Genomic DNA, 24,116 nt, shown 5'->3' with positions numbered 1-24,116 from the left:
CCTGAAAGGTAAGCCAACTTTGCAGACGGTACCATCATATATCTAATAACGCTTCGCATCAAACAAAATGCGCCAATATAATCCGGCCTTTCCTCATAAGCCGTAAACAAATCATAACAAAGCGCAGCATCCTCACTTTAAGAATTCAGCATCACGCACCACCACATCAGGGCCATTCCTGCGCTTAATCCAGGCCCTGGCCTACTTCACTAAAAAAGCATTATTCGTTATCACCAAAAAAGCAAAATATATTTTTAAGCATGTCTGTAAAATGCCAATATTTTTAGCATAGCTTTGAAATCCGAAACTGAACAGAACATGCCCGATACTAAAAAAGATGTCATCAACTAGCTGCAAAAAGGCATCTTGCAATTGGAGGGTTACACGCCGGTATATGAAAGTATAGGGGAGATAGGTGGTTTAAGTCATTAGACTTTTGATAATTTGCTTCCAACGCAAAATGACTATGTTAAGTAAGCTAAAATGATGTCAGTGAGGTTTTATATATTTAACCAGTGTTACGGTTGTGTATTATAGCTTATCGAATAAATCAAAAAATATGATAGTGCCTGTTAAAAATATCGTCGAAACTGTTGATTTGACACCCAACGACGCATTTTTGCCATTATTTGAGTGTGTAGTTAATTCGATAATCAGTTTAATACAATCCCATCAGACTGATAAAGAAATTCAAATAAAAATAATTCGGGGAGATTATCCGCAACAATTGTTGTTTGGCAATAATATCAAAACTATCAATTCCATTATCATCACAGATAATGGCACGGGATTTAACACTGACAATTTTGAATCTTTTGAAACACCGTTTACAAAAATAAACAAAAAATACGGCTGTAAAGGTGTTGGGCGCTTCACCGTTCTTGCTGCTTTTAAATCCATCCACATAAAAAGCAATTATTTTCAAGATGAACAATGGATGTTCAGGGAGTTTAGCTGCGATTCAGAAAATGAAATCACGCCCATAAGCCTCCCGGAAATATCATCATCTAAAAAAGCTACCACCACTATAGAATTGTTAGACTGTTTTAATCCTATAATTAAAGATCGGACAGCAATAACTATTGAAGAAATATCCCGGAAATTAATGCAACATTGTTTGATATACTATCTAAGCAATGAGTTACCGAAAATAACAATACTTGATATTGAAGATAATACTGCCGAAGTAATTAATGATCTATTCTCTAAAGTTTCAAAAGAGAATGAACGTGAATTTAAGGTCGGTAATCATACGTTCAAAGCATACATAACTAAAGTTCCCAAAGAGAATAACAGGAAGAATCACTACATCTATTATTGTGCGAATTCTAGAGTGGTGCAATCCAAAAGTATAGGTAATATTAATGGGCTATTTAGCTACCCCATAAACCAAAACGGCCAGCTGTACTTTTTGGACGTTTATGTTGTGTCCGATTACCTTAACAAGAAAAACTACCAAACCCGTAATGGTTTCTCAATTTCCCCTGAAAAGCAGGACGGTTTGTTTGGTGGGTCTGAAATTTCGTTTGAAGAAATCGAAGCTGATTTATTAACTGTGTTAGAAGATGAATATGAGAGCCACGTAAAGGAATCATCACAAAGAAGTATAGCTGAAGTTCAAACCTATATCAGCTCAAAGGCATTGAGATACAATAGTTTGAGATATAAGCCTGAATTATTGAAAACCATACCTCCAAATTCTTCTGAGGATAAAATTGAAGAATATCTGCATAAAATCTCTTTTAACGCAAGGAGGAATATAGATAAGAAGCTTCAAGATTTCATCGAGAATAAACAAGTGAACGAAGATGCAATTCAGAAAATTAAACAAGATATTCAGGAAAAGACTGCCTATGATATTGATAGTTTAGCTGATTATATGATTCGACGTAGGGCGATCATAGAGTTATTTGATAAATTCCTTGAAGCAGACAACAATGGTAAATACCGGCTTGAAGAGGATATTCACAATATTATTTTCCCGATAGGTTTTACAAATGACGAGATCAGTTATGAATCTCATAATTTGTGGCTATTGGACGAAAGATTTGTCACTTATAAATTCATTGCTTCAGACAAATCAATAACCTCATTAAGTCAAAAGAAAAGCAGTAAAGAGCCAGATGTAATTTGTCTAAACGAAAAGCCGATCATGTTTGATAACCCGATTAGTTTCGGTGATAAAAGCAATGGTGAGGTCAACTCGATGGTTATATTCGAGTTTAAACGTCCCGGAGATGTTGCCCATCAAAAAAAGAAAAACGATTACCGTTGGGAGTTTTCCGAACTTATTGAGCCGTACTTCGACGATTTCCTGTATTCTGTAGACAAGAAAAATTACAAAGGCAAGCATGTGGTTGTGAAAAAAGAAACTCCAAAATTCGGGTTTATTATTCTTGACGTGATGCCGCCGCTGTTAGAGCAATTTAATACCGATAAGGGCTGGAATAAAACTCCATTTGGAACTTTCTATAAAATAGAACCTAATAAGAATTTACACATCGAAGTTATGACGTTTGCCAAGCTTATAGAATATGCTCGTAACAGACACATTCCATTTTTTGATAAACTATTCGGGAAGTAATACTAAGTTAGTGAGCTTTTTGTAAATTTCAACAAAACAATCAAGTACTACTTTTTTATACTTAAGCTAAAAAATCTGATGAGATCGAATAAAAAAAATGGTTCGAGAAGCGCACAGTTGGGTGGAGGCATTTTAGGCACACAATACTGGGCTTGAATCTAAACTTTGATAATTTAATCGAGATGCGACTGGTCTACAGTTTCGTCCCTAGTCTGGGTTCGAATTGTAATTAAATAAAATTCACTGGAAACCCATCAAATTAATGGTTAGATATTAATATTGGCTGTTTAATTTGTTTATATTTGAATTAAGATTTACGAAGGTAAAGGAAGTTGCGACATCTGTGGCGTTCAATTATCTCATGGTGCTTAAGTAGCTATAAATCAAACGTATACAGAGGCAGGTTCGAATCCCTCCCTCACCGCTGAAAAGATTCATTTAATTTATTTAAAGCCTTTAAGTAAAAACTTAAAGGCTTTTGTTATTTAGGATCAGTTTGGTAGTACAAACATGACCCAAAATCTTTTCTTATACAATACATCAGGTACACTGTTTAAAGTTGAAAATGTTGTGCTATAGTAAACTAACTATTTAGCACAGTAGCTTATCTAAAAGGGCGTTTAACCAATTACTCTCAAAGATGTCCAAATAGAACTGTTCTAAGTAAATTTTTAAAACCCTCAACAAAAAGCAGAAATTTATCAAGGCCCATAAATAAGCCCAAAGTTCATTAAAATGCTGTTTGATGTGATATGAAGGTCTTATTTATTCAAAAGGCAAATGCTTTAGCTGTCATTTAATCATTAAGAAACTAGATATAGCTGAGATGAAAAAGCAAAAAGATGAAAAAAGTTTATTAGGAAATAAGCGTATTAGTATTTCAATATAAATCTTTTGGGTATTTATGATATGTTATTCAAATACAGTTAATTGTGTTGAATTTTTAGCTTGGTATTTATGCGTTTTAATATTTATTACCACTTAAAATATTAGTGATTTACTTCATAAATGCACTTGATTTTCTCCTCTATATTTTGATAAGTTTGCTTTTAGTTAACAGCTAGCAACATCCTTTTTGCTTCTTTAACGGAACCAATTTTACCTATTAATTAACAAAAATGCGATATCAGCAGGCTGGCTAAGTTTGTTTGTACAATCATTACCTGCATTTCAAAATAACCTAATGTTGAATCTACAATCGTGTGGTTCGATATTCTGATTATTTAATTAATTATTTACCTAATCACCAGAAATCTATGACTTAAACAAAAGCAGTTCCTTTCTAACTAATCAGACCTACACATTAATTAACAACCAACTAAAAATCATTTTATGAGAAGAAAGCTTTATTTACTGTTTTCAATTACAACAGCGCTTTTAGCGTTGTATTCCTGTAAAAAAGATATCCATAGCTCACCAACCGGAACGGACGATAACAACTCAACTATTGCACGTGCCAACGAATCAGTGAGTATTTGGATGACTACCGGCGACCAAAGCAAGCTTTTGCAACAGCAAGGCAATGTAACTTTTGCTGCCGATGCGGGTACCAACAACACTACTATTACTGTAAACGAAGGCACTACCTACCAGGGTATTGATGGTTTTGGTTTTACATTAACTGAAGGTAGCGCCAAGTTAATCAGCGGCATGTCTGCTTCGGCACAAAGCTCTTTGCTTACTGAATTATTTAATGCATCAAGTGGCGTAGGATTATCTATTGTTCGTATTGGTATTGGTGCAACTGATTTAAGTGAATACTCATACTCTTATCGAGACGGAGCATCGTTCAGCTTATCTGGTCCAGACTTAACCTACACTATACCGATTTTAAAAAAGATATTGGCTATCAATTCAAGTATAAAAGTTTTAGCTACACCATGGTCGGCCCCGATGTGGATGAAAACTAATGGTTCTTTTACCGGTGGTACACTTAAAGCAGAAAATTATGAAAGTTACGGTCAGTATTGGCTGGATTACATGAATGCCATGAAGGCGCAAGGTATAACTATTTGGGCTATAACACCGCAAAATGAACCCTTAAATGCTAACAATGAACCTAGCATGACGCTTACTAAGGAAAATGAACTTGGATTAATTAATGATTACATAGGGCCTAAGTTGCGTGGAGCAGGATTTAATTGTAAAATTATATGCTATGATCACAACTGCGATAACACCGACTTTCCGACTTATGTAGCTAGCAATAGTTCTTATGTTGATGGTTCGGCGTTTCACTTGTATGCAGGTGATATATCAGCCTTAACTACAGTGAAAAATGCTACAGGTAAAAATGTATATTTTACAGAGCAATATACTGGATCTAACGGTAGCTTTGCGGGCGATTTATCCTGGCATGTTCAAAATGTTGTTATAGGTTCTATGAACAACTGGGCACGAACTGCTTTAGAATGGAATTTAGCCAGCGATCCTAATTCTGGGCCTCATACGGCTGGCGGAAGTACCAATTCTAAAGGTGCACTTACTATTAACGGTAGCTCAGTTACCCGAAATGTAGGTTATTACATCATTTCACATGCATCAAAGTTTGTTCGTCCTGATGCGGTACGTATTTCTTCAAACAACTCTGGTAGCATTCAAACAACTGCTTTCAAAAACAGTGATGGTACTAAGGTGTTATTGGCTTTAAATAATGGCTCATCAACCATATCTTTCAAAGTAAAATGGGGTAGCCAATCATTTACTTATTCCTTACCGGGTGGCGCAGTAGCTACATTCAAATGGTCGGGTACACAATCTTCTTCTTCATCAATACCTATCGGACAAAACGTTACCCTAAAAGGCATCAACAATTTATATGTAAGCAGTGAAAATGGTACTCAGGCTATGAACTGTAATCGATCATCAGCATCTGGCTGGGAAACTTTTACGGTGGTTGATGCCGGCAATGGTAAAATCGCGCTGCAATCGCAAGGTAAATATGTATCTTCAGAAAACGGTACACAAGCTATTACTTGTAATCGAACTTCCATAAGCGACTGGGAAAAGTTTGATTGGATGGTAAATGCAGATGGCAAAATATCGTTAAGAGGAAACAATGACAAATATGTATCTTCCGAAAATGGTACGCAAGCCATGACCTGCAATCGTACATCTATATCAGGATGGGAAGCTTTTGGGGTTAATCAATAAGTTTTTTTAAAATAATAGTTAATCAGCTTTAAAAAGTTTAAAGTTGATTAACCTTTTTGTTATCTATGAAAATACTTTTACCTGTTGTTGCTCTTATTTTAAGTTGGTCTTCTGTACAAGCACAAAGCGGGGTACCTTTAGTTGATTTAACACTAGCTGGCGGTTACGAGTCTGCTAACTTGCATTGGGCTATTGCTGGTAATGCAAATGGTCAGTCACCAAATATTTATTCTGAGCTTAAATGGCATTCGGTAAGTGGTACTTTGCTCAACCCTCAATTGCAAATTAATGTTACCAATAAATGGTTTTTAGCAGGTGAATATGCAAAATGCTTTGTTAAAGCAGGCCATGCTACTGATGCTGATTATGCTAATGATAACCGCGAGATGCAAACTTACAATGCGTTATTAGATAGTGATGAAGGCCATCTAATTGATTATCGTATTTATACAGGCTACCAAATTTTGTTATTGAATAAGTTTACATTATCTGCTTTTGCCGGATATACTACGAGTAAAGAATACTTGTTTTTGTTGCAACATGCAGAAGATGTTTCCGGCCAGAAAAATCTTCGTTCCATATACCAAACTCAATGGAAGGGTGGATTAATAGGTCTATCTGCTGTTTACCAAATTTTTTCTAAAGTGAATGTTCGAGGCATTTTAAGGTACAGCCAATTGAAATACCATGCTTCAGCCGACTGGAACTTAATAGATGCTTTCCAGCATCCCGTAAGCTTTGAGCAACATGCTAATGGCTTTGATTTAGGTGCATCTTTAACTTGCACCTACCAGTTTAATCATTATTTGTCTTTGTTTGTTACAGGAGCATACAGCAAGGCACAAACCGGAACTGGTGTTGATAATCTATATCTTGACTTTGGAAGTACTCGCACAACACAGCTCAATGGAGTAGATAAACAGCTTAAAAGTTTCATGTTGGGGACAACTGTGCATTTCTAAAAAGTTACTAGTCGTATAACGTGTAATTATTACTGTTCCCGACTTTTCTTTGGTAAACTATAGGTGCTATCAAGAATGTTCTTTAATAGCGAAAATGTACACTTCAAGCTCTAATTTGTACAGGTAACTTCTTGTATTTGCAGTACATCAAACTGAGTAGTTATTTTTGTGTATGTCTCAAGCTTATCAGCTAAAGTGGTGTTTTACGCTTATCGGAATTTTGGCAGTTGGTACTCTGCTGATGAGGTTTGGCGATTTTCAGCTGATTAATGTTTCACAATACGTTGTTTATACATTATCGCTAGCTTTTTATATTACAATATGTTGGTTCACTCATAGCTACTTTTTACTTCATAAACTGGCAAAAGTTAGTGGAAGTACGCGAGCACTAATTAGTATTATCTTTACTCTTTTAGTTGCTTTTATGCTAAGCTATTTGGTGGGCACCTATGTGCCGGCTCGCTTCTTGCTTCCTGAAATGGTGTTTAAAAAAACGCTTGCCGATTTTATTAAGCATGCAATTGGATCACTTTTTCTCAGTTTAATCTGTTATAGCGTGTTTAACATGATTTTTACTAATGAGATTCTGCAAAAAACAAAGTTGGAAAACGAGCAGTTCAAGCAAGCTCATCTACGTGCACAGCTTATTTCCTTACAGCAGCAAATTAGCCCCCATTTTTTATTTAATTCACTAAGTACTTTAAAAACCATCACGCACGAAAGTGACACTAAAAACTTTGTAGTACAGCTGTCCCATGTTTATCGTTACCTGCTCAATTTTAACAATCATCAGGTAACTAAACTTTCTGAAGAGCTGAAGTTTATCCGATCATACCTGTATATTCTTCATCAGCGTTTTGAAGGTTCACTTGATATTACTATTGAGGTACCCGACAATTACCACAATTGCTTGATTCCACCGTTATCTATTCAGCTTTTGGTTGAAAATGCAATAAAACATAACATCGTTTCGCCCGATATGCCGCTCGGTATTCTCATTCATGTAAATGATAAACAGGAACTTATTATTGAAAACACTCTTCAGCCTAAAAAATCTCCGGTTGAAAGTACCGGATTAGGTTTGCAAAATATCAATGATAGGTTTCGCTTGTTGTTTAACAAAGAAATCAACATTAATAAGGCTAATGGAACTTTCACGGTCATTTTACCACTAATTAGCTATGAACATTATTATCATTGAAGACGAGCTGCGCACGGCTAAAGACCTTAAGGCTACATTAGAGAACATTGATCCTGAAATTATTATTGTTGATATCCTGACGTCTGTTGCGGCTGCTATCAAGTGGTTTCGTGAGTACCCGGCTCCCGACCTTATTTTTTCTGACATACAGCTTGGTGATGGACTTAGCTTTGAAATATTTAAGGAAATAAAGATTGAAACACCTGTTGTTTTTTGTACAGCCTTTGACGAGTATGCTATCAATGCGTTTGAATCCAACAGCATAGATTACTTGTTAAAACCTATAGAGGAAGATATGGTGGAGCGAAGCTTGCAAAAGTTTAAACGTATCAAAGAACACTATTCTGGCAGTTCTTACACTACTAACCTGAATAAGGTTGTATTGCAATTGGATAATAAATACAAACAATCTTTTTTAATACATCATGGCGAAAAAATTACACCAGTAAAGGTTAATGAGCTTGCTTTTGTATATGCGGCCAACGGAATAGTTACCCTACATACGTTTGATAATCATGATTATGTTATGCAGTGTACCATTGATCAGATGGAATCCATGTTGAACCCACAAAATTTTTTTAGGGCTAATCGGCAGTTTATCCTTAACCGTAATGTAATTCAGAATATTGAACATTATTTCAATCGCAGATTAGTGGTTAAACTTCAATGTGCAACTCCTACAAAAATTATCATAAGTCGTCTTAAAGCTCAAGACTTTCTAAGCTGGTTAGAACAGTAATAATGCTTGTCTATCCTGTAAATTCTTTACTGTTTTAATAAATCAAATCGAAGCTTTTGCCAATACAAGTTTCTGCTTTTATTATGTATAAAGCGCTAAATTTTATATACATAGTGATCATGTGAGTATAGATGTTCGAAAAATTATAAGGTACGATGGTTAACATTTTAAAGCAATAACAACTTATTATAACACGCCACTTCAAACTTGCTTTTGCGCATTCCAAATCTTTATTTGTGCATTTCGTTCAATTAAGAAGCAACATAAACTCCTATTAATCTACTTTCGTATCAGGAATCGGCCGGCTAATCTCCATTATTCATATTAAAGGTTGTTCCTATGTGCTTTGTGCAATATTATATGAGAATAAAACTTTTTTTTACGCTTCTTGCCATTGTACCCCTATGCACTTCAGCGCAGTCCACTTGGACACTGAAATCATGCATTGAGTATGGCTTGAAAAACAATCGCAGCAACGTAGTATATGCCAATGAAAAAAAGGCGGCTGATGCTAGGGCAAAGGAGGCGTTAGCGGCCTATTTGCCTTCCGTAAGCTTAAATGGTGAACTTGATAATAACCTAAAGCCACAAGTAACGGTTATTCCGGCTGGTATATTCAGCCCTACAGATATTCGTGTAGCTTTCACCAAAAAGTTTAACACTACTGCTACTGCACAGCTGGATCAAACGCTTTATGACCAGTCATTACTTAATGGGCTTAAAGCAAACAAGTACAATAAACAGCAAGCTGAACTAAATCAGCAGCAAAATGATGAAAATATCATTTACAATATTAGTACAGCTTACTACCAAATTTTTGTTTACCGTGAACAACTGGCACTACAACGTAGCGATCAGGAGAACTACCGTAAACAGATGGAGATTCTTGGCTTGCAGGTAAAAAAGGGTGTTACGTTGCAAAAAGATCTGGATAAAGTTACGGTAGATTATAACAATTCGTTGTCGCAAACCCGGGTGGCTGAAAGTAACTTGGCACTTGCCGAAAATCAGCTCAAGTATGAGATGGGTTATCCTATATCAGGTAGCCTGCCCGTAGATAGTACTGCTGCCAGCACAGAGTTCAGTTTGGTTCCTATGGCAGATAGCGCTTCATTTTTAGCAAGTAAACGTACAGATTACAAACTGTCAGAACTGGATGTAAAGCTTTATTCCATAGATGAAAGTCGTATTAAGGCGGGTATTTACCCAAAACTAACGGCATTTGCCCGATATGGTTCAACCGGGTTTGCTAATTACCTGGGCCCGGCCTTATCAAACCAAATACCATTTGCAATTGTAGGCTTGAAGCTTAACTTTCCAATACTTGATTTTTTTAAGCGAAATGCGCAATATAATCAGGCTAAGTATAAACGATTAAATGCAGTTGAAACACTGAAGCTGAATGAAGGTAAATACCAGGTAGAGTTTGAAAATGCTCGTACCAAGCTGATTAAGCAGCAAGGTGATATTGATAACAACAAGCGAAATATTGAACTGGCAAAATCCGTGTTTGCAGTTACAAACTTACAATATCAAAAAGGTACAACTGACCTAACCGATTGGTTGAATTCACAGAATTCGTTGAAAGAAGCACAGAACAACTATCTTAATTCATTATATAATTTTCTGCTGGCCAGAATGGATCTTGAAAAAGCCGCAGGAACGTTAAAGACATTTTATTCTTCTCTATAAATCCTTACATGAAAAGTAAATACATTATTTGGCTGGTTGTTGTCATTCTTGTAGCACTGATAGCTTATAAGCTGGCGGTTAATAAAAAAGAAATCAACGAGAAAAACAAGCCAGTGCAGACAGGCAATGTTAAAATTCCGGTGAAAGTAGCAACAGCAGAAGAGCAAACACTGGAAATCAACATTATGAAGACTGGTAACCTGACTCCATTTAAAGAAGTAAAAGCGGTTGCGGCAACTGGTGGCACCTTACACAACTTACGCTTTAACCTTGGGGATCATGTACAGGCAGGGCAAGTGCTGACTTATACCGATACCCGTGCGCTACAGTTAGATGTTCAGAAAGCTCAAACTAATGCGTCCAAATTGCGTGGCGATTTAAATACTTATACTGAGTTGTTGCAAGGCAATGCGGCTACGCAAGAAAAAGTAAATGATATACGTCAGAATTATTTGGATGCCGTAAACCAGGTAAATCTGGCTAAAAAGAACTTGAGTGATGCAGTTATTAAAGCGCCTACAAGTGGAATTATTGCTGATAAGAAAGTGGAAGAAGGAATGGTAGTGAACGCCGGTGCTGAAATTGCAACTATTGTTAACCTTTCCAGAGCTAAAGTACAGGTAAATCTTACGGAAACAGAAGTGTACCAGATAGTACAGGGTCAGAAAGTAAAAATAACTACAGATGTTTATCCCGGTAAGGTGTTTAATGGAATTGTTTCTTTTATCAGTCCGCAGGCAGATCAAACCCACAACTATCTGGTAGAAATCCAAGTTGATAACACCCAAAAATCATTACTACGCTCAGGTACTTTTGTGTATGCTGATTTTTCCAGAACAACACACCAGCAGTTGCTGATGATACCCCGCGAAGCTCTTACCGAAAGTGTAAAGAATGCTTCCGTGTTTGTAGTTCAAGATGGTATAGTACATCTAAAAACCGTACAAACCGGTACCGAAACAAACGGCAAAATACAAGTAGTTAGTGGTTTGAATACAGGAGACCAAATAGTTACCTCCGGCCAGATTAATTTAAAAGACGGCAGTGCCGTTAGTGTATCTAAATAAGCAGATCAACTCATGTCGATAGCAGAAATTGCCGTTAAGCGGCCTTTACTTATCGTTGTAATATTCACCATACTGATTCTGTTTGGCATAGAATCATACTTTAGTTTAAATTACAACTTATTACCTAAACTGGATGTACCTACGGTGACAGTAAATACCGTTTATGCAGGTGCATCGGCAGTCGAGGTAGAAACTTCTGTAACCAAAAAGCTGGAGGATGCTTTTGCTTCGGTTGAAGGGCTTGATAAGATTAGCTCAACCTCACAGCAGGGGGTATCGCAAATTATCATACAATTTAAAAACGGAACAAACATTGATGAAGGTGAAGCTAACATACAACGTAAGGCCGATCAGGCACAAAATAACTTGCCAGACAATATTGATCGTCCGATAGTAAATAAAGTGAATTTGGAAGAAGCCCCCGTTATTAGGGCAGGGGTTACCTCCAAGCAGGCTTCTAAACAGTTATATGATTTTGTTGATAAACAACTTCGCCCAATATTACAGAACGTTGCAGGTGTAGGACAGGTGACCATCATTGGTGGTGATGAGCGCGAAATTCAAGTTAATATTGACCAAGGCAAGCTACAGGCTTATGGCATGAGCATAGCCGATGTAACTAATGCGGTAAATAATGCTAACCAGTCGTTTCCAGCAGGGAGTATTGAAACCCGTAACCAGCAGTTATCCATTCAGTACGATGCCAATGTAAACTCGCTTGATCAGATTCGCAATCTTATTGTAAGGCAGCAGCTGGGTGGTGGCAGTATTTACCTGAAAGATGTGGCTGAGGTGGTAGATGCTACCGCTAAAACTACAGCTATCAACCACATTAATGGGTTGCCATCTATCGGTATTCAAATCGTTAAGCAATCTGATGCCAATGCGGTAAATGTAAGTAAGCAGGTTAAGGCCGCTTTCGCGCAGATGGAAATGCAGTATACCAGTGAGGACCTGAAGTTTACTGTTTCGTCAGACCAATCCACTTACACCCTGAAGTCGGCAGATGCAGTAATGGAAGACTTGTTCTTGGCGGTAGTTATTGTAGGTGTGGTAATGATGGCTTTTTTGCACAGCTTTCGTAGTTCTATGTTTGTGATGGTGGCTTTACCATCTTCTATTATTCCCACCTTTATTGCTATGCACCTATTAGGTTTTTCACTGAACTTGATGACGCTGATGGCCATGTCGTTGGTGGTAGGTATCCTGGTGGATGACTCTATTGTGGTACTGGAAAATATATACCGGCACTTGGAAATGGGCTCAGACCGGGTAAAAGCTGCCATAGAAGGCCGTAGCGAAATCGGCTTTACAGCTATAGCCATTACATTAGTTGACGTAGTAGTGTTTTTGCCGCTAGCACTTGCTGGTGGAACAATTGGACAATTATTACGCGAGTTTTCTTTGGTAGTGGTATTCTCTACCCTGATGAGTTTATTCGTATCATTTACCATTACCCCGCTATTAGCTAGTAGATTCGGCAGGCTAGAAAAATTAGACCCTAATACCTTGTGGGGTAAATTGAACCTCGGTTTTGAACATGTTATTGATGTTACTACAGCTACATACGGTAGCTGGCTTCATGTGGTATTGCATAAAAAGCGTTGGCTACTTTCAGGTGTAATTCTGCTTATTATCGGCTCTTTTGCGTTGGTTGGTGCTGGCTTTGTTGGTGGTGCTTTTATTCCAAGCGGTGATCAGGGTGAGTTATTAATTAATCTAGAACTAGCTCCATCAGCCTCCATTTACCAAACTAACCAAATTACCCAGCAAGTAGAAAAAATGATTATGGCCAGGCCTGAAGTAGAAAAAGTATTTTCAAGTATTGGGTTTGTAAGTGGGGGCGTTGCGGGTGCTGGAAACAATGCTAACTTGGCAGAAATCACCGTTACGCTGGTTGATAAAGAACGCCGCAATATTACAGCCACTGATTTTGGAATTATGATGCAGCGTAAACTAAGTGCTGTAATTCCTGGCGTAAAAGTAACTGCATCGCCAACTTCTATTACTGGAACAGCCAACCAAGCACCAATCCAGATCGCTGTTAAGGGCGTAAACTTAAAAGATGTACGTTCGGTTGCTGAACAGTACGAGAAAGTTGTAGCCAGCGTACCCGGAACTCAGTTTGTTAAACTATCCGTAAAGGACCCTAAACCCCAGGTGGAAATTAAGCTAGATCGCGAGAAAATGACAGTTCTTGGCTTGAATGCAGCGCAGGTAGGCGGTGCTTTGCAGAATGCATTTAGCGGTAATGATAAAAGCAAGTTCAAGCAATCTGGAAATGAATACGACATCTTAATCAGCTTGGATGAATATAATCGGTCAAATATCAATAACGTAAGAAGCCTACCCTTTGTAAATGGCGACGGACAAAGTTTTGTACTCAGCCAGTTTGCAGAAGTAAAGCAGGGTATTGGCGAAAGCGTATTAGAGCGGAGCGACCGGTTAAATTCAATTACGGTAAATGCTAACGTTGCCGGCAGACCGAGTGGTACTATCGTATCTGACATCAAAACTAAGGCACAGCAAATCCAATTGCCCGAAGGTGTTTCTATCGAGTACTTGGGCGATGCCAAAAACCAGGCCGATGCTTTCGGAAGCTTAGGATTAGCGCTGATTACGGCAATCGTATTGGTGTACCTGGTTATGGTAGCTTTATATGAAAGTACAATTTATCCCTTTGTGGTATTGTTTTCTATACCGGTGGCCTTGATTGGAGCTTTACTAGCTTTAGCGTTGAGTATGGAAACACTCAATATTTTTTCAATAATTGGTGTGATTATGCTGTTAGGCTTAGTATCTAAAAATGCAATTCTGATAGTAGATTTTACTAACCACTTAAAAGAGCAGGGACGGCCTGTTGAAGAAGCTTTAGTTGAGGCTGGTAAAGAACGTTTACGCCCAATTTTGATGACTACATTGGCTATGATTTTGGGTATGTTGCCTATCGCATTGGCTAGTGGAGCCGGTTCTGAAATTAAGAACGGTATGGCTTGGGTAATTATTGGCGGTCTGACCAGCTCCATGATACTAACTCTTTTTGTAGTACCATCCATGTACCTGATTATAGAGAAGCTGAAAGGCAGATTTCAAAACAACAAGCAATCGAAAGCTAATTTGAGTACCATTTAATAAAAATCAACCTTCATATATATAGAAAGCCGGATAAGGTAGCACATCGACAGTTAAGCTACCTTATCCGGCTTTTATATGTTAAGCTGATTTTGTACGAAAATTACTTAATTTACAAGCAGGCTTGAAATTTTCAAATGTTTAAATACATTAGTTTAGCAGCTGTGCGGCCTCATACCTTTTAAAGCTTACATAAAAGTGGGAGCCTTTACCTGGTTCACTTTCCAACCAAATTTTGCCATGATGTTTTTCCAGTATGCGCCTAACAATAGCTAAACCTACGCCTGTACCCTCGAATGTATTAGCATCTTCAGCGCGGGAAAATAACTCAAAAATCTTTTCGTGTTCATAGTCAGGTATGCCTATGCCGTTATCCGCAACTTCATAAGTTATAATGTCGTCTTTGGTAGAACCACTTACCGTAACAACAGGTTGATCAGCGTTTTTAGAATATTTTACAGCATTGCTAAGCAAATTAGAAAATACCTGAAATATCATCATTTCCTCTCCTTGAATTTCAGGCGTGTTCCCAATATTCAATTCAAGGTTAGGGTTTTCGGAAGCAACAAGAAGATCATGGCGCAAGTCATCCAGCATTTTCAGCATATTAATAGCTTTAATCTGTATTTTAGATTGCCCTACACGAGAGTATTGCAAAACCTCTTCTATCATGGCTTGCATCTTGTCTGCGCCTTGTTGAATGCGCATTGCCATGTTTTTTATTTTAGGTTCTAAATCTGATTGCCTTCCAATAAGTTGTGAGTAGCTTTTAATTGTTGTTAGTGGATTTTTGAGATCATGTGAAATAGTATAGCTGAATGTATCTAATTCAGCGTAGGCTTCACGCAGCTTCTCGTTTAATACCCGCAGCTCGGTAGCTTTACGGCTAATGGCATAATTTACCTCATCACGTAATTGCTGAGCTGCTTTAATATCATCATTAGTCCAGGTTGGTGAAGTACCCGTAACTTGTTCTTTCCAAACTTCAAAAGAGGTACGCGGAGAAATGTGCAAAATGTTGTTAGCATCATATTCTCCCGGTTTCTGCGGATTACCGGCCCAATTTACTGTTGTGATTACTTCAGGCCGAAACCATATTAAATATTCTTTAAGTTCTTTTGATAATTTGCAAGCCAATAAGCCGCTGGCTACATCTTTATACTTTTCTGCTAAAGGATAAATTTGGGGCAGTTGGTTGGTTTCAAAAACGTCGTCTTGCATTTGATCGCCCAACCAGCTAATCAGTTGCTCTACGAAGCTTTCATCAGGTACCGAACCTATTATGCTTAATTTGTTTTCGTACAGTAAGGCCGCTCCGCCAGAAGATACAGTATCCTGCAAAGTTACTTCGTGCTTTAACAAAGCTTCTTCTACCGGTATATTTCTTAGCAGCAAACGGGTAATGCCCTCAATGGCATCTCTGCGTTTGTAGGTACTTTGCTGATCTTCTTCATGCTGCCTAAAGCTTAAAGCTGAGGAGAGAACTTGTCCCACAAGTCGGGCTGATTCACGCTGCTGGTAGTTGATAAACCGTGGCGTATAATTGTGACAAGCAACTAAACCCCATAACTCATTCTGATGTAATATGGATACGCTGAAACTAGAGGCAACACCCATATTTTTTAGATATTGAATATGAATAGGTGAAACTGCCCGTAATGCATTGCACGTCATATCCAAAGACTCTTGCACGTGTTCTGGTAAAGTAATAACTGCAGATGGCTCTTGCTGTACATCAGCAATTAAACGTGTTAGGTTTAGCTTATATAGTTCACGCGCTTGCTTCGGAATGTCAGAGGCAGGATAATGTAAGCCAATCCAAGATTCAAGGCTATTTTCTTTGTCCTCTGCCACAACTTCACCATGTCCATCTTTATGGAACTGGTAAACCATTACACGATCGTAGCAAATAATTTCCCGTATTTGCTTAGCTGCATTAGTTAATAATAAAGAAAGACTTTTGTCAGCCAGCATCTCAGATAAGGAACGGCCAACAGCCTGTTGTAAGTTACTTTGTAAATCTGAAATCTCCGGCTCAAATTCCAGTACATAGAAACTTGCACTTTGACTAAGTATCAAGTTAAATTCTTGCCCTTTTACCTCTACCGCATATGGGTTAGATGGTCTGAACTCATTTCTTCGCTTAGCAAAACCTATGGCTTGCCGGATAAAGCCCGGTTGTGCTTCCTGTAAGAACATTTCTAATGTTTCAATCTCTTTACCCAACAATGTGGCTGCTTCAGCACCAAGGAAGGAGTAAATGTTTTCGCTACAGAATGCAATTTTATAGCTTGAATTAACTGCAACCAAAAAGCCATGAGATTGAATTTTTCCAGGAATGTGAATCGGCTCGCGGTCACAGTTGGTCAGATCGACTTGAAACATATATTATTGAATGTGCTAATATTAAAAAGGGAAGCTTTAATGTAAAATTAATAGTATAAAATGTAAGATTGTCAGTTTACATGATAATACCAACGTTATAGGTTGATGTAAACTGTGCAGTATTTATTTTAAGTTTATGCCTATTGCGTTTTGCAATATTTATACCAATGCTGTAGCTTATTAGTTTGCATAAATAGTTTCTTTTTTTAAATTTTATACTTTAACCGCATACGTAAAAACGGTTAAATTTATAAAATAGTCTTGTAAAGATTATGCTACCCATTACTCATCGGGCAACAAGAAGTAATTTTTACTGTTAACCTTTAATGCAACATCAATTTCGACCCTATCAGCCTATTGAAAATTATGGTATTATAGGAGACCTAAAAACTGTAGCACTGGTATCTTTAAACGGTTCTATAGATTTTATGTCTTTCCCACGTTTTGATTCACCTACTATTTTTGCGTCCATGCTGGATGCTCAACAAGGCGGTTATTTCGGCATTGAGCCACAGATGAGTGACTTCAAGAGCAAGCAAATGTATCTGCCAGGTACCGCCATCCTATTAACCCGATTTTTTTCTGATGCTGGTATTGCAGAAATTATTGATTTCATGCCGCTAAATGTTGATGATAAAGATTGCACCAGTACAATCGTCAGAAAAGTAATCGCCATACGAGGATCAATCACTTTTAAAATGCATTGTTCACCTCGCTTTAAGTATGCGCAAAATGAGCATAAGAGCGAACTTAAAGGTGACCAAATCATATTTACTGCTCAAAATGATGGAAATGCCAAGCTGCGCCTGATAGCCGATGTGCCGTTGCAAATAGTGGATGAGGATGGTTATGCAGAGTTTACCATACATGAATCGAATACAGTTCATATAGTGTTAGAATCGGTAGAAGTAGGACAGGAGGATGCTTTTAAAGGAATAGGATATTATGCCAAACATGCTTATGAGCAAACCATTTTAGGCTGGCGTAAATGGGTGAGTAAATCAACTTACCGTGGACGATGGGGAGAGTTGATTTTCCGTTCGGCTATCACGCTGAAGCTGCTTACCTCACACCAGTTTGGCTCTGTTGTAGCAGCGGCAACTTTTGGTTTGCCTGAAGCTATTGGCGGTAACCGTAACTGGGATTACCGCTATACCTGGATCAGGGATGCGGCTTTCACTATGTATGCTTTTTTACGATTAGGCTTTTATGAAGAGGCAACTGATTTTTTACAATGGATACTGAAAGTAAGTAAAGAAAGCAAGTTGCAGCTTATTTATGGTATTGATGGCCATACCGATTTACATGAGAAAGAATTAGAGCATCTGGATGGTTACAAAGGTTCAAAACCAGTGAGGATAGGCAATGCCGCCAGAGATCAGTTGCAAATAGATATTTATGGCGAGTTGATAGACACCATTTACATTTACAATAAATCCTATAAGCCTATTACTTATGAGTTCTGGTCGGTAGTTTCACAGTTTGTGGAAGTAGTTATAGAAAGCTGGCGATTGCCCGATCATGGTATATGGGAGATCAGGAATGATAAAAAAGAATTTCTACATACCCGGCTGATGTGTTGGGTGGCTATGGATAGAGCTATTAAAATTGCAGAGCACCGTTCATTTCCGTTCCCGGAAATGGATTGGAAAAATACTCGCGATGAGATTTATAATGATATTTACCATAACTTTTGGAATGAGAATTTAAAAGCTTGGGTACAATACAAAGGAGCTAATGTGGTTGATGCAAGTGCTTTATTAATGCCTTTACTGCACTTTATTGCACCTAATGAACCACGGTGGTTATCTACTATGGAGGTAATTGATCAAAAACTCCGGCTCGATGTGCTGATTTACCGTTATCAAAATTCTATTGAAAAAATTGATGGTTTAGAAGGTGAGGAGGGTACCTTTAATATGTGTTCCTTCTGGTTTATTGAAGCGTTAGCCAAGAGTGGTCAGATAGATCGTGCTATAGAGAATTTTGAAAAAATGCGTGGCTATGCTAATCATCTCGGGTTATTTAGTGAAGAATTAAGTAGGTCAGGTGAACATTTGGGCAACTTTCCACAGGCGTTCACACATTTGGCTTTGATTAGCGCAGCATTGGAAGTAGATAAACAAGTAGGCCGCTTGCTGTAACTTATGAGTTTGAGGCAGTAAGCGTACAGTTTGATAATCTACTCGTTGTTAGTATACCTGCTGCCTCCTTTTTTTCTGAATACTAAAAATACAGCTACTGCAAGTATTATGATTACAGCAGGAATAGATATGATGAGTGACATAATATAAAAGATTATAAATGGAAACAGATACTCTGTTTATGGTTCAACATTGAATACACACTTCTGTTTGCTTGAATTACATTCTTTGCATTTGAATAATAAAAGTACACAAATAATGTGCGAGCCAGAGCGTTCGTTATTAAAGCTTAAGTTTTTTTACTATTTTTCGTCCTCTATATTATCCTCTTCACTGTCAATCACCATCTCTTTTTGGTTGTTGGTAATTGATAAAGTGATGAGGTGGATATCATCTGGCGAAAACTTTTCGTCACCTTCATAATGATATTTACCATTTTTAAATACTAAACGTCCTAAATTTTTACCCTTTTCAGAAAGGCTATAATTAGCATTCCGGCTTTTTGAACCTTTTGCTTGCTGTTCAGGTGTTACGTCTAACTCCCGTTTTATTCCCTCTTCTTCTAATACAATTTTATAGCTGTCCATATATAATAATTATTGTGCCTCTTTACTAATCTTGATAGTACTACTATTATTTACCAAGCAATTAGGTAAGAAGTTACTTCTTTTTTCTTTCTACAAACTTGTGAAAGGTGCTGGTTTCAGCATCCGCCTTCTTATCTTGGTAAAGTAGGTCTAAATTATTTTCATCAAAGTTTTCAAAAAATTCATCCCAAGTAATTTCTTCAAAGCTGTCGTTATGGCTATGTTCAGGAAAATGAATACGCAGTACGCCGGACTCTTCACTTTTACCTGTGTTTTTAATTTTGGCAGGTACACCACCGCGTTTTTCTGCCCATTGTTGTATTTTTTTGTGATCGTGTGTTGTTGCTGATTCGCTGCTCATACTATTTTTAATTATAGATTAAATTCTCCAACAACGTATTTTTGATTTTGGTTTTTTTCTATCAACAGAAACTTTGATTCATACACCACTCTAAATGGTAGTTTAAAAGCTTGCAGTTGAGTATTAAATTTTGAAAAAATTTAACCGTCTCACTTCATCAAGGTCGCATTTTAATAAATACAAATTGTAATAGATTTTGCATTCCGAATTCTTGTTTGGCTGTATTCTTGATTATAAAAATATGAATCCTAAAGTGATTCATATTTTTATAACGATACTGACAAGATGGATAATATTACTACCAATACTACAGAAAAACCTTTAACAGAACTTTACGACTATCAGCAAGCTGACATTAACACGTTGTTTAATAAGCTAGAGCAAGTGCCTGCTAATTACAAATTATTATATCAGTTACCTACCGGTGGCGGTAAAACGGTGATCTTTTCGGAAATTGCTAATCGGTTTTTAAATAAGTATGATGGAAAAGTAATCATCTTAACCCACCGTCAGGAACTGTGCAACCAAACCTCATCAACATTAAAAGGTTTGGGTATCAAAAACAAAGTAATTAATAGTGCAGTAAAAAAAGTTAGTAAAAAAGACCATTACCGCTGTTATGTAGCTATGGTTGAAACCTTGAACAATCGTATTAACGATGGATTGGTTGATACCAGCGAAATTGGACTAGTTATTATTGATGAAGCACATCACAACTCCTTTCAAAAACTTTTAGATAAGTTCGAGAATGCAAAAATCATCGGCGTTACTGCTACACCATACAGCTCGGATATAAGCTTGCCGATGCGTGAAACCTATAATGAGCTAGTCATTGGTGAAAGCATTGGCTCGCTGATTGAGCAAGGTTTTCTGGCTAAACCCACTGCTTGGCGTTATGATGTAGAATTAAATACTTTACAAAAAACAGCACATGGCGATTTTACCGTTAGCAGTTCGGATGAACTTTATGCCTCACCAGCTATGTTAGAACTGTTGTTGCATGCGTATGAAGAGCACTCCAAAAATAAAAAAACTTTAATTTTCAATAACGGTATTTTTGCTTCTAAAGCCGTGTGCCAGATGTTTAACGATGCTGGTTATCCTGCCCGGCATTTGGATAATGAAACTTCGGCAGAAGAAAGGGCAGAGATTTTAAACTGGCTCAAAAAAACCCGGGGCGCTATACTTACTTCTGTGTCTATTTTAACTACAGGCTTTGATGAGCCTACCGTACAAAGCGTAATCTTATATAGGGCAACTACTTCATTAACCTTATATCATCAAATGATAGGGCGTGGTTCCAGAAGATTGCCTCGAAAAAAGGATTTTACCATTATAGATTTAGGCAATAACGTTGACCGGTTCGGGGAATGGAATGCCTCGGTTGATTGGCAGTATATATTTGAACACCCGGAAGAATATTGTGAAAGTATTCATAGTCAGGTTAGTCATGATTCTCATACCATGCCGTCTGATATGCGTTCTAAGTTTCCGAACAGCTTGGAAATTTCTTTTGATATGCAGAAAGCCTATCATGATGCCGTTGAGGATAACAAGAAACATAGTACTGTCATAGCTGATTCTATACAGCAGCATGTGCTTATGTGTGCTGATAATAGCGATACGATTACTGATGCAATTGCACTTTCAGAAGAGCTAGACAAAGAGATTGTCTGGAGAGTAAAACAGTATGGCAAATGCTTAGGTAAAGTAACTAAAAACTATCTGGAATGGCTACAAGAAGATTATAAAAATAAACTCAAAAGCCAGATCCAAGAGATTATGACACAACGGGCAACGCAAAAGATTGCCGTTTGATAGTCAGGAATATAATATATTAGACAAAGGAAAAAGGTGTTACCTGTTTGTAGCATAACACCTTTTTGCTTTGGTCATTTAGTAAAATTAAGCAAGAAGGTAGATTTACTAAATGACCAAAAAGGAGTATATAAAAAGATACTCGTTATCATACACGAACAACTATGCAGTATGATAAAGCTTTTCATAGTATTCTTGAGCTAACCGGCTTGCTTCAAAAGTCGGGACAACATCAGTAGTTGCTTGCTTTAAAATATTTAACCATTCTGATTCATTTTGATAATACATCGGTAATACAATGTTTTCTAAACTATTCATTAGGTTCTGGTTTTCAATACTGTCCTTTTCTTGAACGGATAGTTCATCAGGTGCCGGTTGGATGAGAAAACAATTTTTACCACCTTGTGCAAACTCAGGTACCCAGCCATCAAGCATAGAAAGGTTTATGGCGCCATTCATAGCCGCACTCATACCGCTGGTGCCCGAAGCTTCTCGGTACATACGTGGATTGTTGAGCCATACATCTGCACCTTTTTTCAAGGCAGCTGATAATGCCAATTCATAGCCGGTAAGTACCGCACAATTCTTAAATGGTCGAGCGCGCTCGATAATGTGATTAAATAATGCAATACCTTCCATATCCTTAGGGTAAGGCTTGCCCGCCCATATAATTTGAACAGGGTATTGTGTATTGCTAATCAGGTGTATGAATCTATCCCAATCTTGCATTACCAAATCTGCCCTTTTGTAACCTGCAAAGCGCCTGGCCCAAACAATGGTAAGGACATTTTCATCAAATAGTTTACCGCATTGATCGGCTACTATCTTGAATAAGGACTTTTTCATTTCCTTTTTACGGCTAACGATTACATCATTACTGCCGGTAGCAATGGCATTGTCCAATATATCATCTTTCCAGTAATCTTTATTTTGAGCATTGGTAATTGCTGTAATTTCACATACGCCAACATTGTCACTCCACATTTGTCGAGCTATCTCGCCGTGCAATTGCGATACTGCATTAGCCTTGCGGGAAAACTTTAGTGCAGCCAATGTATAGTTAAAGTACTCACCATTTAAACCCAACAAAGATTTCACTTCATGTTCTTGCAGATGATAAAATAAAGACATCTCATGCAGTAAACTGTATAGGTGTGATTCATTTCCAGCCATCTCGGGCGTATGGGTGGTAAAAACTACTCTTTTTCGTACTTCATCCAAGCTCTTGAACTTATCATATAAATAAAAGTTAAGAGGCACGGCATGGCCTTCATTCATGTGGTAAACGTCGGGTGTTAGGCCTAACTTATCCAGCAGCATAGCGCCGCCTATACCTAAAACAATGCTTTGGGCAATACGGGTTTCTTCATTAGCATCATACAAATAGTGTGTAATGGATTTTGAAAGCTCATCATTCTCCGGAAGATCTGTACTGAGCAAAAATAAAGGAGCCGACCCAAAAGTTTCTGGTTTTAGCAACCATGCTTTTACATGTACAGGTGAACTGTGCACCTGCACTGTAAATACTAAACCAGTATCTTGCAAAAAGAAGTAATCTTTTTGTGTAAAATTCGGTTGCATGAAAGCCTTAGTATCCCTTCCTTGGTCGTAGTAGCCATACTTCCAAAGCATGCCTATGCCTACTAAGTTCTGTTTAAGTTGGTAAGCACTACGCAGGTGTGAACCCGCCAGAAAACCCAAACCACCGCTGTAAATTTTGAGCGACTGGTCGATGGCAAATTCCATTGAAAAGTATGCAGCTAATGTTTGGTATTGAAGGTCTGGCTCGTAGCTAAAAATGTCTTTTTTTGTAATCATTAATCGGGAGTGGAAGCAGGTAGGCTGCTATTAAAGTTTAGTGATTTTGCTTTTTATACGTCGGATGTTAGCACAAGTTAAGTTATATTTAAAACTTTACAACGGCTCATTTTAAAATGTAGTGTGTTGTATTATGCCTGTTACGCAACGAGATTTAACGTAAGAGATGATCTAATTATACTAAATACAGGTGCAAACATAAGGCATCTAAAGGCTAGTGGCTGATTTATATCAAACCGTGAAATGACCTGTATCATTAATTAAATGAGTTATATATTTCAATTTTACGGTAAGTAATCAAATCCAATTATGCTTTATTTTAAAAGATTTAAAGGCAAATACAATCAAATGGTTATTTCTTCACCATGCAACCATTCTACAGTACAAGTGTATGGTTATAAAGGGAAAAGTTACAAACCAGCTGATGGCGTAAAATACCTCAAGATTGACACTTGCCAGGATGAAGTTATTAA

The 24,116-nt window shown here is 37.6% G+C and carries 14 protein-coding genes; 10 read left to right on the top strand and 4 right to left on the bottom strand.

The annotated features are described in order from the left end of the window. Positions 1-559: 559 nt before the first annotated feature. The 8 genes from HH214_RS21300 (at position 560) to HH214_RS21265 (ending at position 14,530) form a co-directional block, all read left to right on the top strand. Positions 560-2,584, top strand: a complete 2,025-nt coding sequence (locus HH214_RS21300; RefSeq protein WP_169610975.1) for a hypothetical protein — start codon at positions 560-562, stop codon at positions 2,582-2,584. A gap of 1,332 nt (positions 2,585-3,916) precedes the next feature. Next, complete coding sequence (locus tag HH214_RS21295) at positions 3,917-5,737, top strand: glycoside hydrolase family 30 beta sandwich domain-containing protein (protein WP_169610974.1); 1,821 nt, start codon at positions 3,917-3,919, stop codon at positions 5,735-5,737. A gap of 65 nt (positions 5,738-5,802) precedes the next feature. Continuing rightward, positions 5,803-6,699, top strand: coding sequence for an omptin family outer membrane protease (locus HH214_RS21290; protein ID WP_169610973.1), 897 nt, complete (start codon positions 5,803-5,805; stop codon positions 6,697-6,699). A 565-nt stretch (positions 6,700-7,264) separates the two neighbouring features. Beyond that, the gene (locus HH214_RS22190) at positions 7,265-7,900 is read left to right on the top strand and encodes a sensor histidine kinase (protein ID WP_248282169.1); all 636 of its coding nucleotides are present in this window, start codon (positions 7,265-7,267) and stop codon (positions 7,898-7,900) included. Beyond that, positions 7,881-8,639 (top strand): LytR/AlgR family response regulator transcription factor, encoded by a 759-nt coding sequence (locus tag HH214_RS21280; RefSeq protein ID WP_169610971.1) that lies wholly within the window; start codon positions 7,881-7,883, stop codon positions 8,637-8,639. The genes HH214_RS22190 and HH214_RS21280 overlap by 20 nt, the downstream gene beginning before the upstream one ends. 360 nt (positions 8,640-8,999) lie before the next feature. Then, positions 9,000-10,331, top strand: coding sequence for a TolC family protein (locus HH214_RS21275; protein WP_169610970.1), 1,332 nt, complete (start codon positions 9,000-9,002; stop codon positions 10,329-10,331). Positions 10,332-10,339: 8 nt separating this feature from the next. Beyond that, a complete protein-coding gene (locus tag HH214_RS21270) occupies positions 10,340-11,398 on the top strand; it encodes an efflux RND transporter periplasmic adaptor subunit (protein WP_169610969.1) in 1,059 nt (352 codons plus the stop codon). 12 nt (positions 11,399-11,410) lie between these two features. Then, the gene (locus HH214_RS21265) at positions 11,411-14,530 is read left to right on the top strand and encodes an efflux RND transporter permease subunit (RefSeq protein WP_169610968.1); all 3,120 of its coding nucleotides are present in this window, start codon (positions 11,411-11,413) and stop codon (positions 14,528-14,530) included. Between the two features lie 150 nt (positions 14,531-14,680). On the opposite strand, the gene HH214_RS21260 is transcribed toward HH214_RS21265, so the two are convergent. Then, positions 14,681-16,915, bottom strand: coding sequence for an ATP-binding protein (locus HH214_RS21260; RefSeq protein ID WP_169610967.1), 2,235 nt, complete (start codon positions 16,913-16,915; stop codon positions 14,681-14,683). A gap of 326 nt (positions 16,916-17,241) precedes the next feature. Here HH214_RS21260 and HH214_RS21255 point away from each other — a divergent pair, with 326 nt between their 5' ends. Continuing rightward, complete coding sequence (locus tag HH214_RS21255; RefSeq protein ID WP_169610966.1) at positions 17,242-19,059, top strand: glycoside hydrolase family 15 protein; 1,818 nt, start codon at positions 17,242-17,244, stop codon at positions 19,057-19,059. Positions 19,060-19,361: 302 nt separating this feature from the next. Here the strand turns inward: HH214_RS21255 and HH214_RS21250 are convergent, their stop codons facing one another. Together HH214_RS21250 and HH214_RS21245 are read right to left on the bottom strand one after the other, a co-directional pair. After that, positions 19,362-19,646 (bottom strand): hypothetical protein, encoded by a 285-nt coding sequence (locus HH214_RS21250; protein WP_169610965.1) that lies wholly within the window; start codon positions 19,644-19,646, stop codon positions 19,362-19,364. 73 nt (positions 19,647-19,719) lie between these two features. Then, positions 19,720-20,007 carry a hypothetical protein gene (locus HH214_RS21245; RefSeq protein ID WP_169610964.1) on the bottom strand — a complete coding sequence of 96 codons (288 nt, stop codon included), beginning with the start codon at positions 20,005-20,007 and terminating at the stop codon, positions 19,720-19,722. Positions 20,008-20,292: 285 nt separating this feature from the next. On the opposite strand from HH214_RS21245, the gene HH214_RS21240 reads away from it, so the two are divergent. Beyond that, positions 20,293-21,825 carry a DEAD/DEAH box helicase gene (locus HH214_RS21240; RefSeq protein ID WP_169610963.1) on the top strand — a complete coding sequence of 511 codons (1,533 nt, stop codon included), beginning with the start codon at positions 20,293-20,295 and terminating at the stop codon, positions 21,823-21,825. A 162-nt stretch (positions 21,826-21,987) separates the two neighbouring features. On the opposite strand, the gene glgP is transcribed toward HH214_RS21240, so the two are convergent. After that, on the bottom strand, positions 21,988-23,643 hold the full coding sequence (glgP, locus tag HH214_RS21235; RefSeq protein ID WP_169610962.1) for an alpha-glucan family phosphorylase: 1,656 nt from the start codon (positions 23,641-23,643) through the stop codon (positions 21,988-21,990). Between the last annotated feature and the right edge of the window lie 473 nt (positions 23,644-24,116).

Source organism: Mucilaginibacter robiniae, assembly GCF_012849215.1.
Classification (GTDB): domain Bacteria; phylum Bacteroidota; class Bacteroidia; order Sphingobacteriales; family Sphingobacteriaceae; genus Mucilaginibacter; species Mucilaginibacter robiniae.
This window is presented reverse-complemented; position numbering and strand designations above follow the sequence as displayed.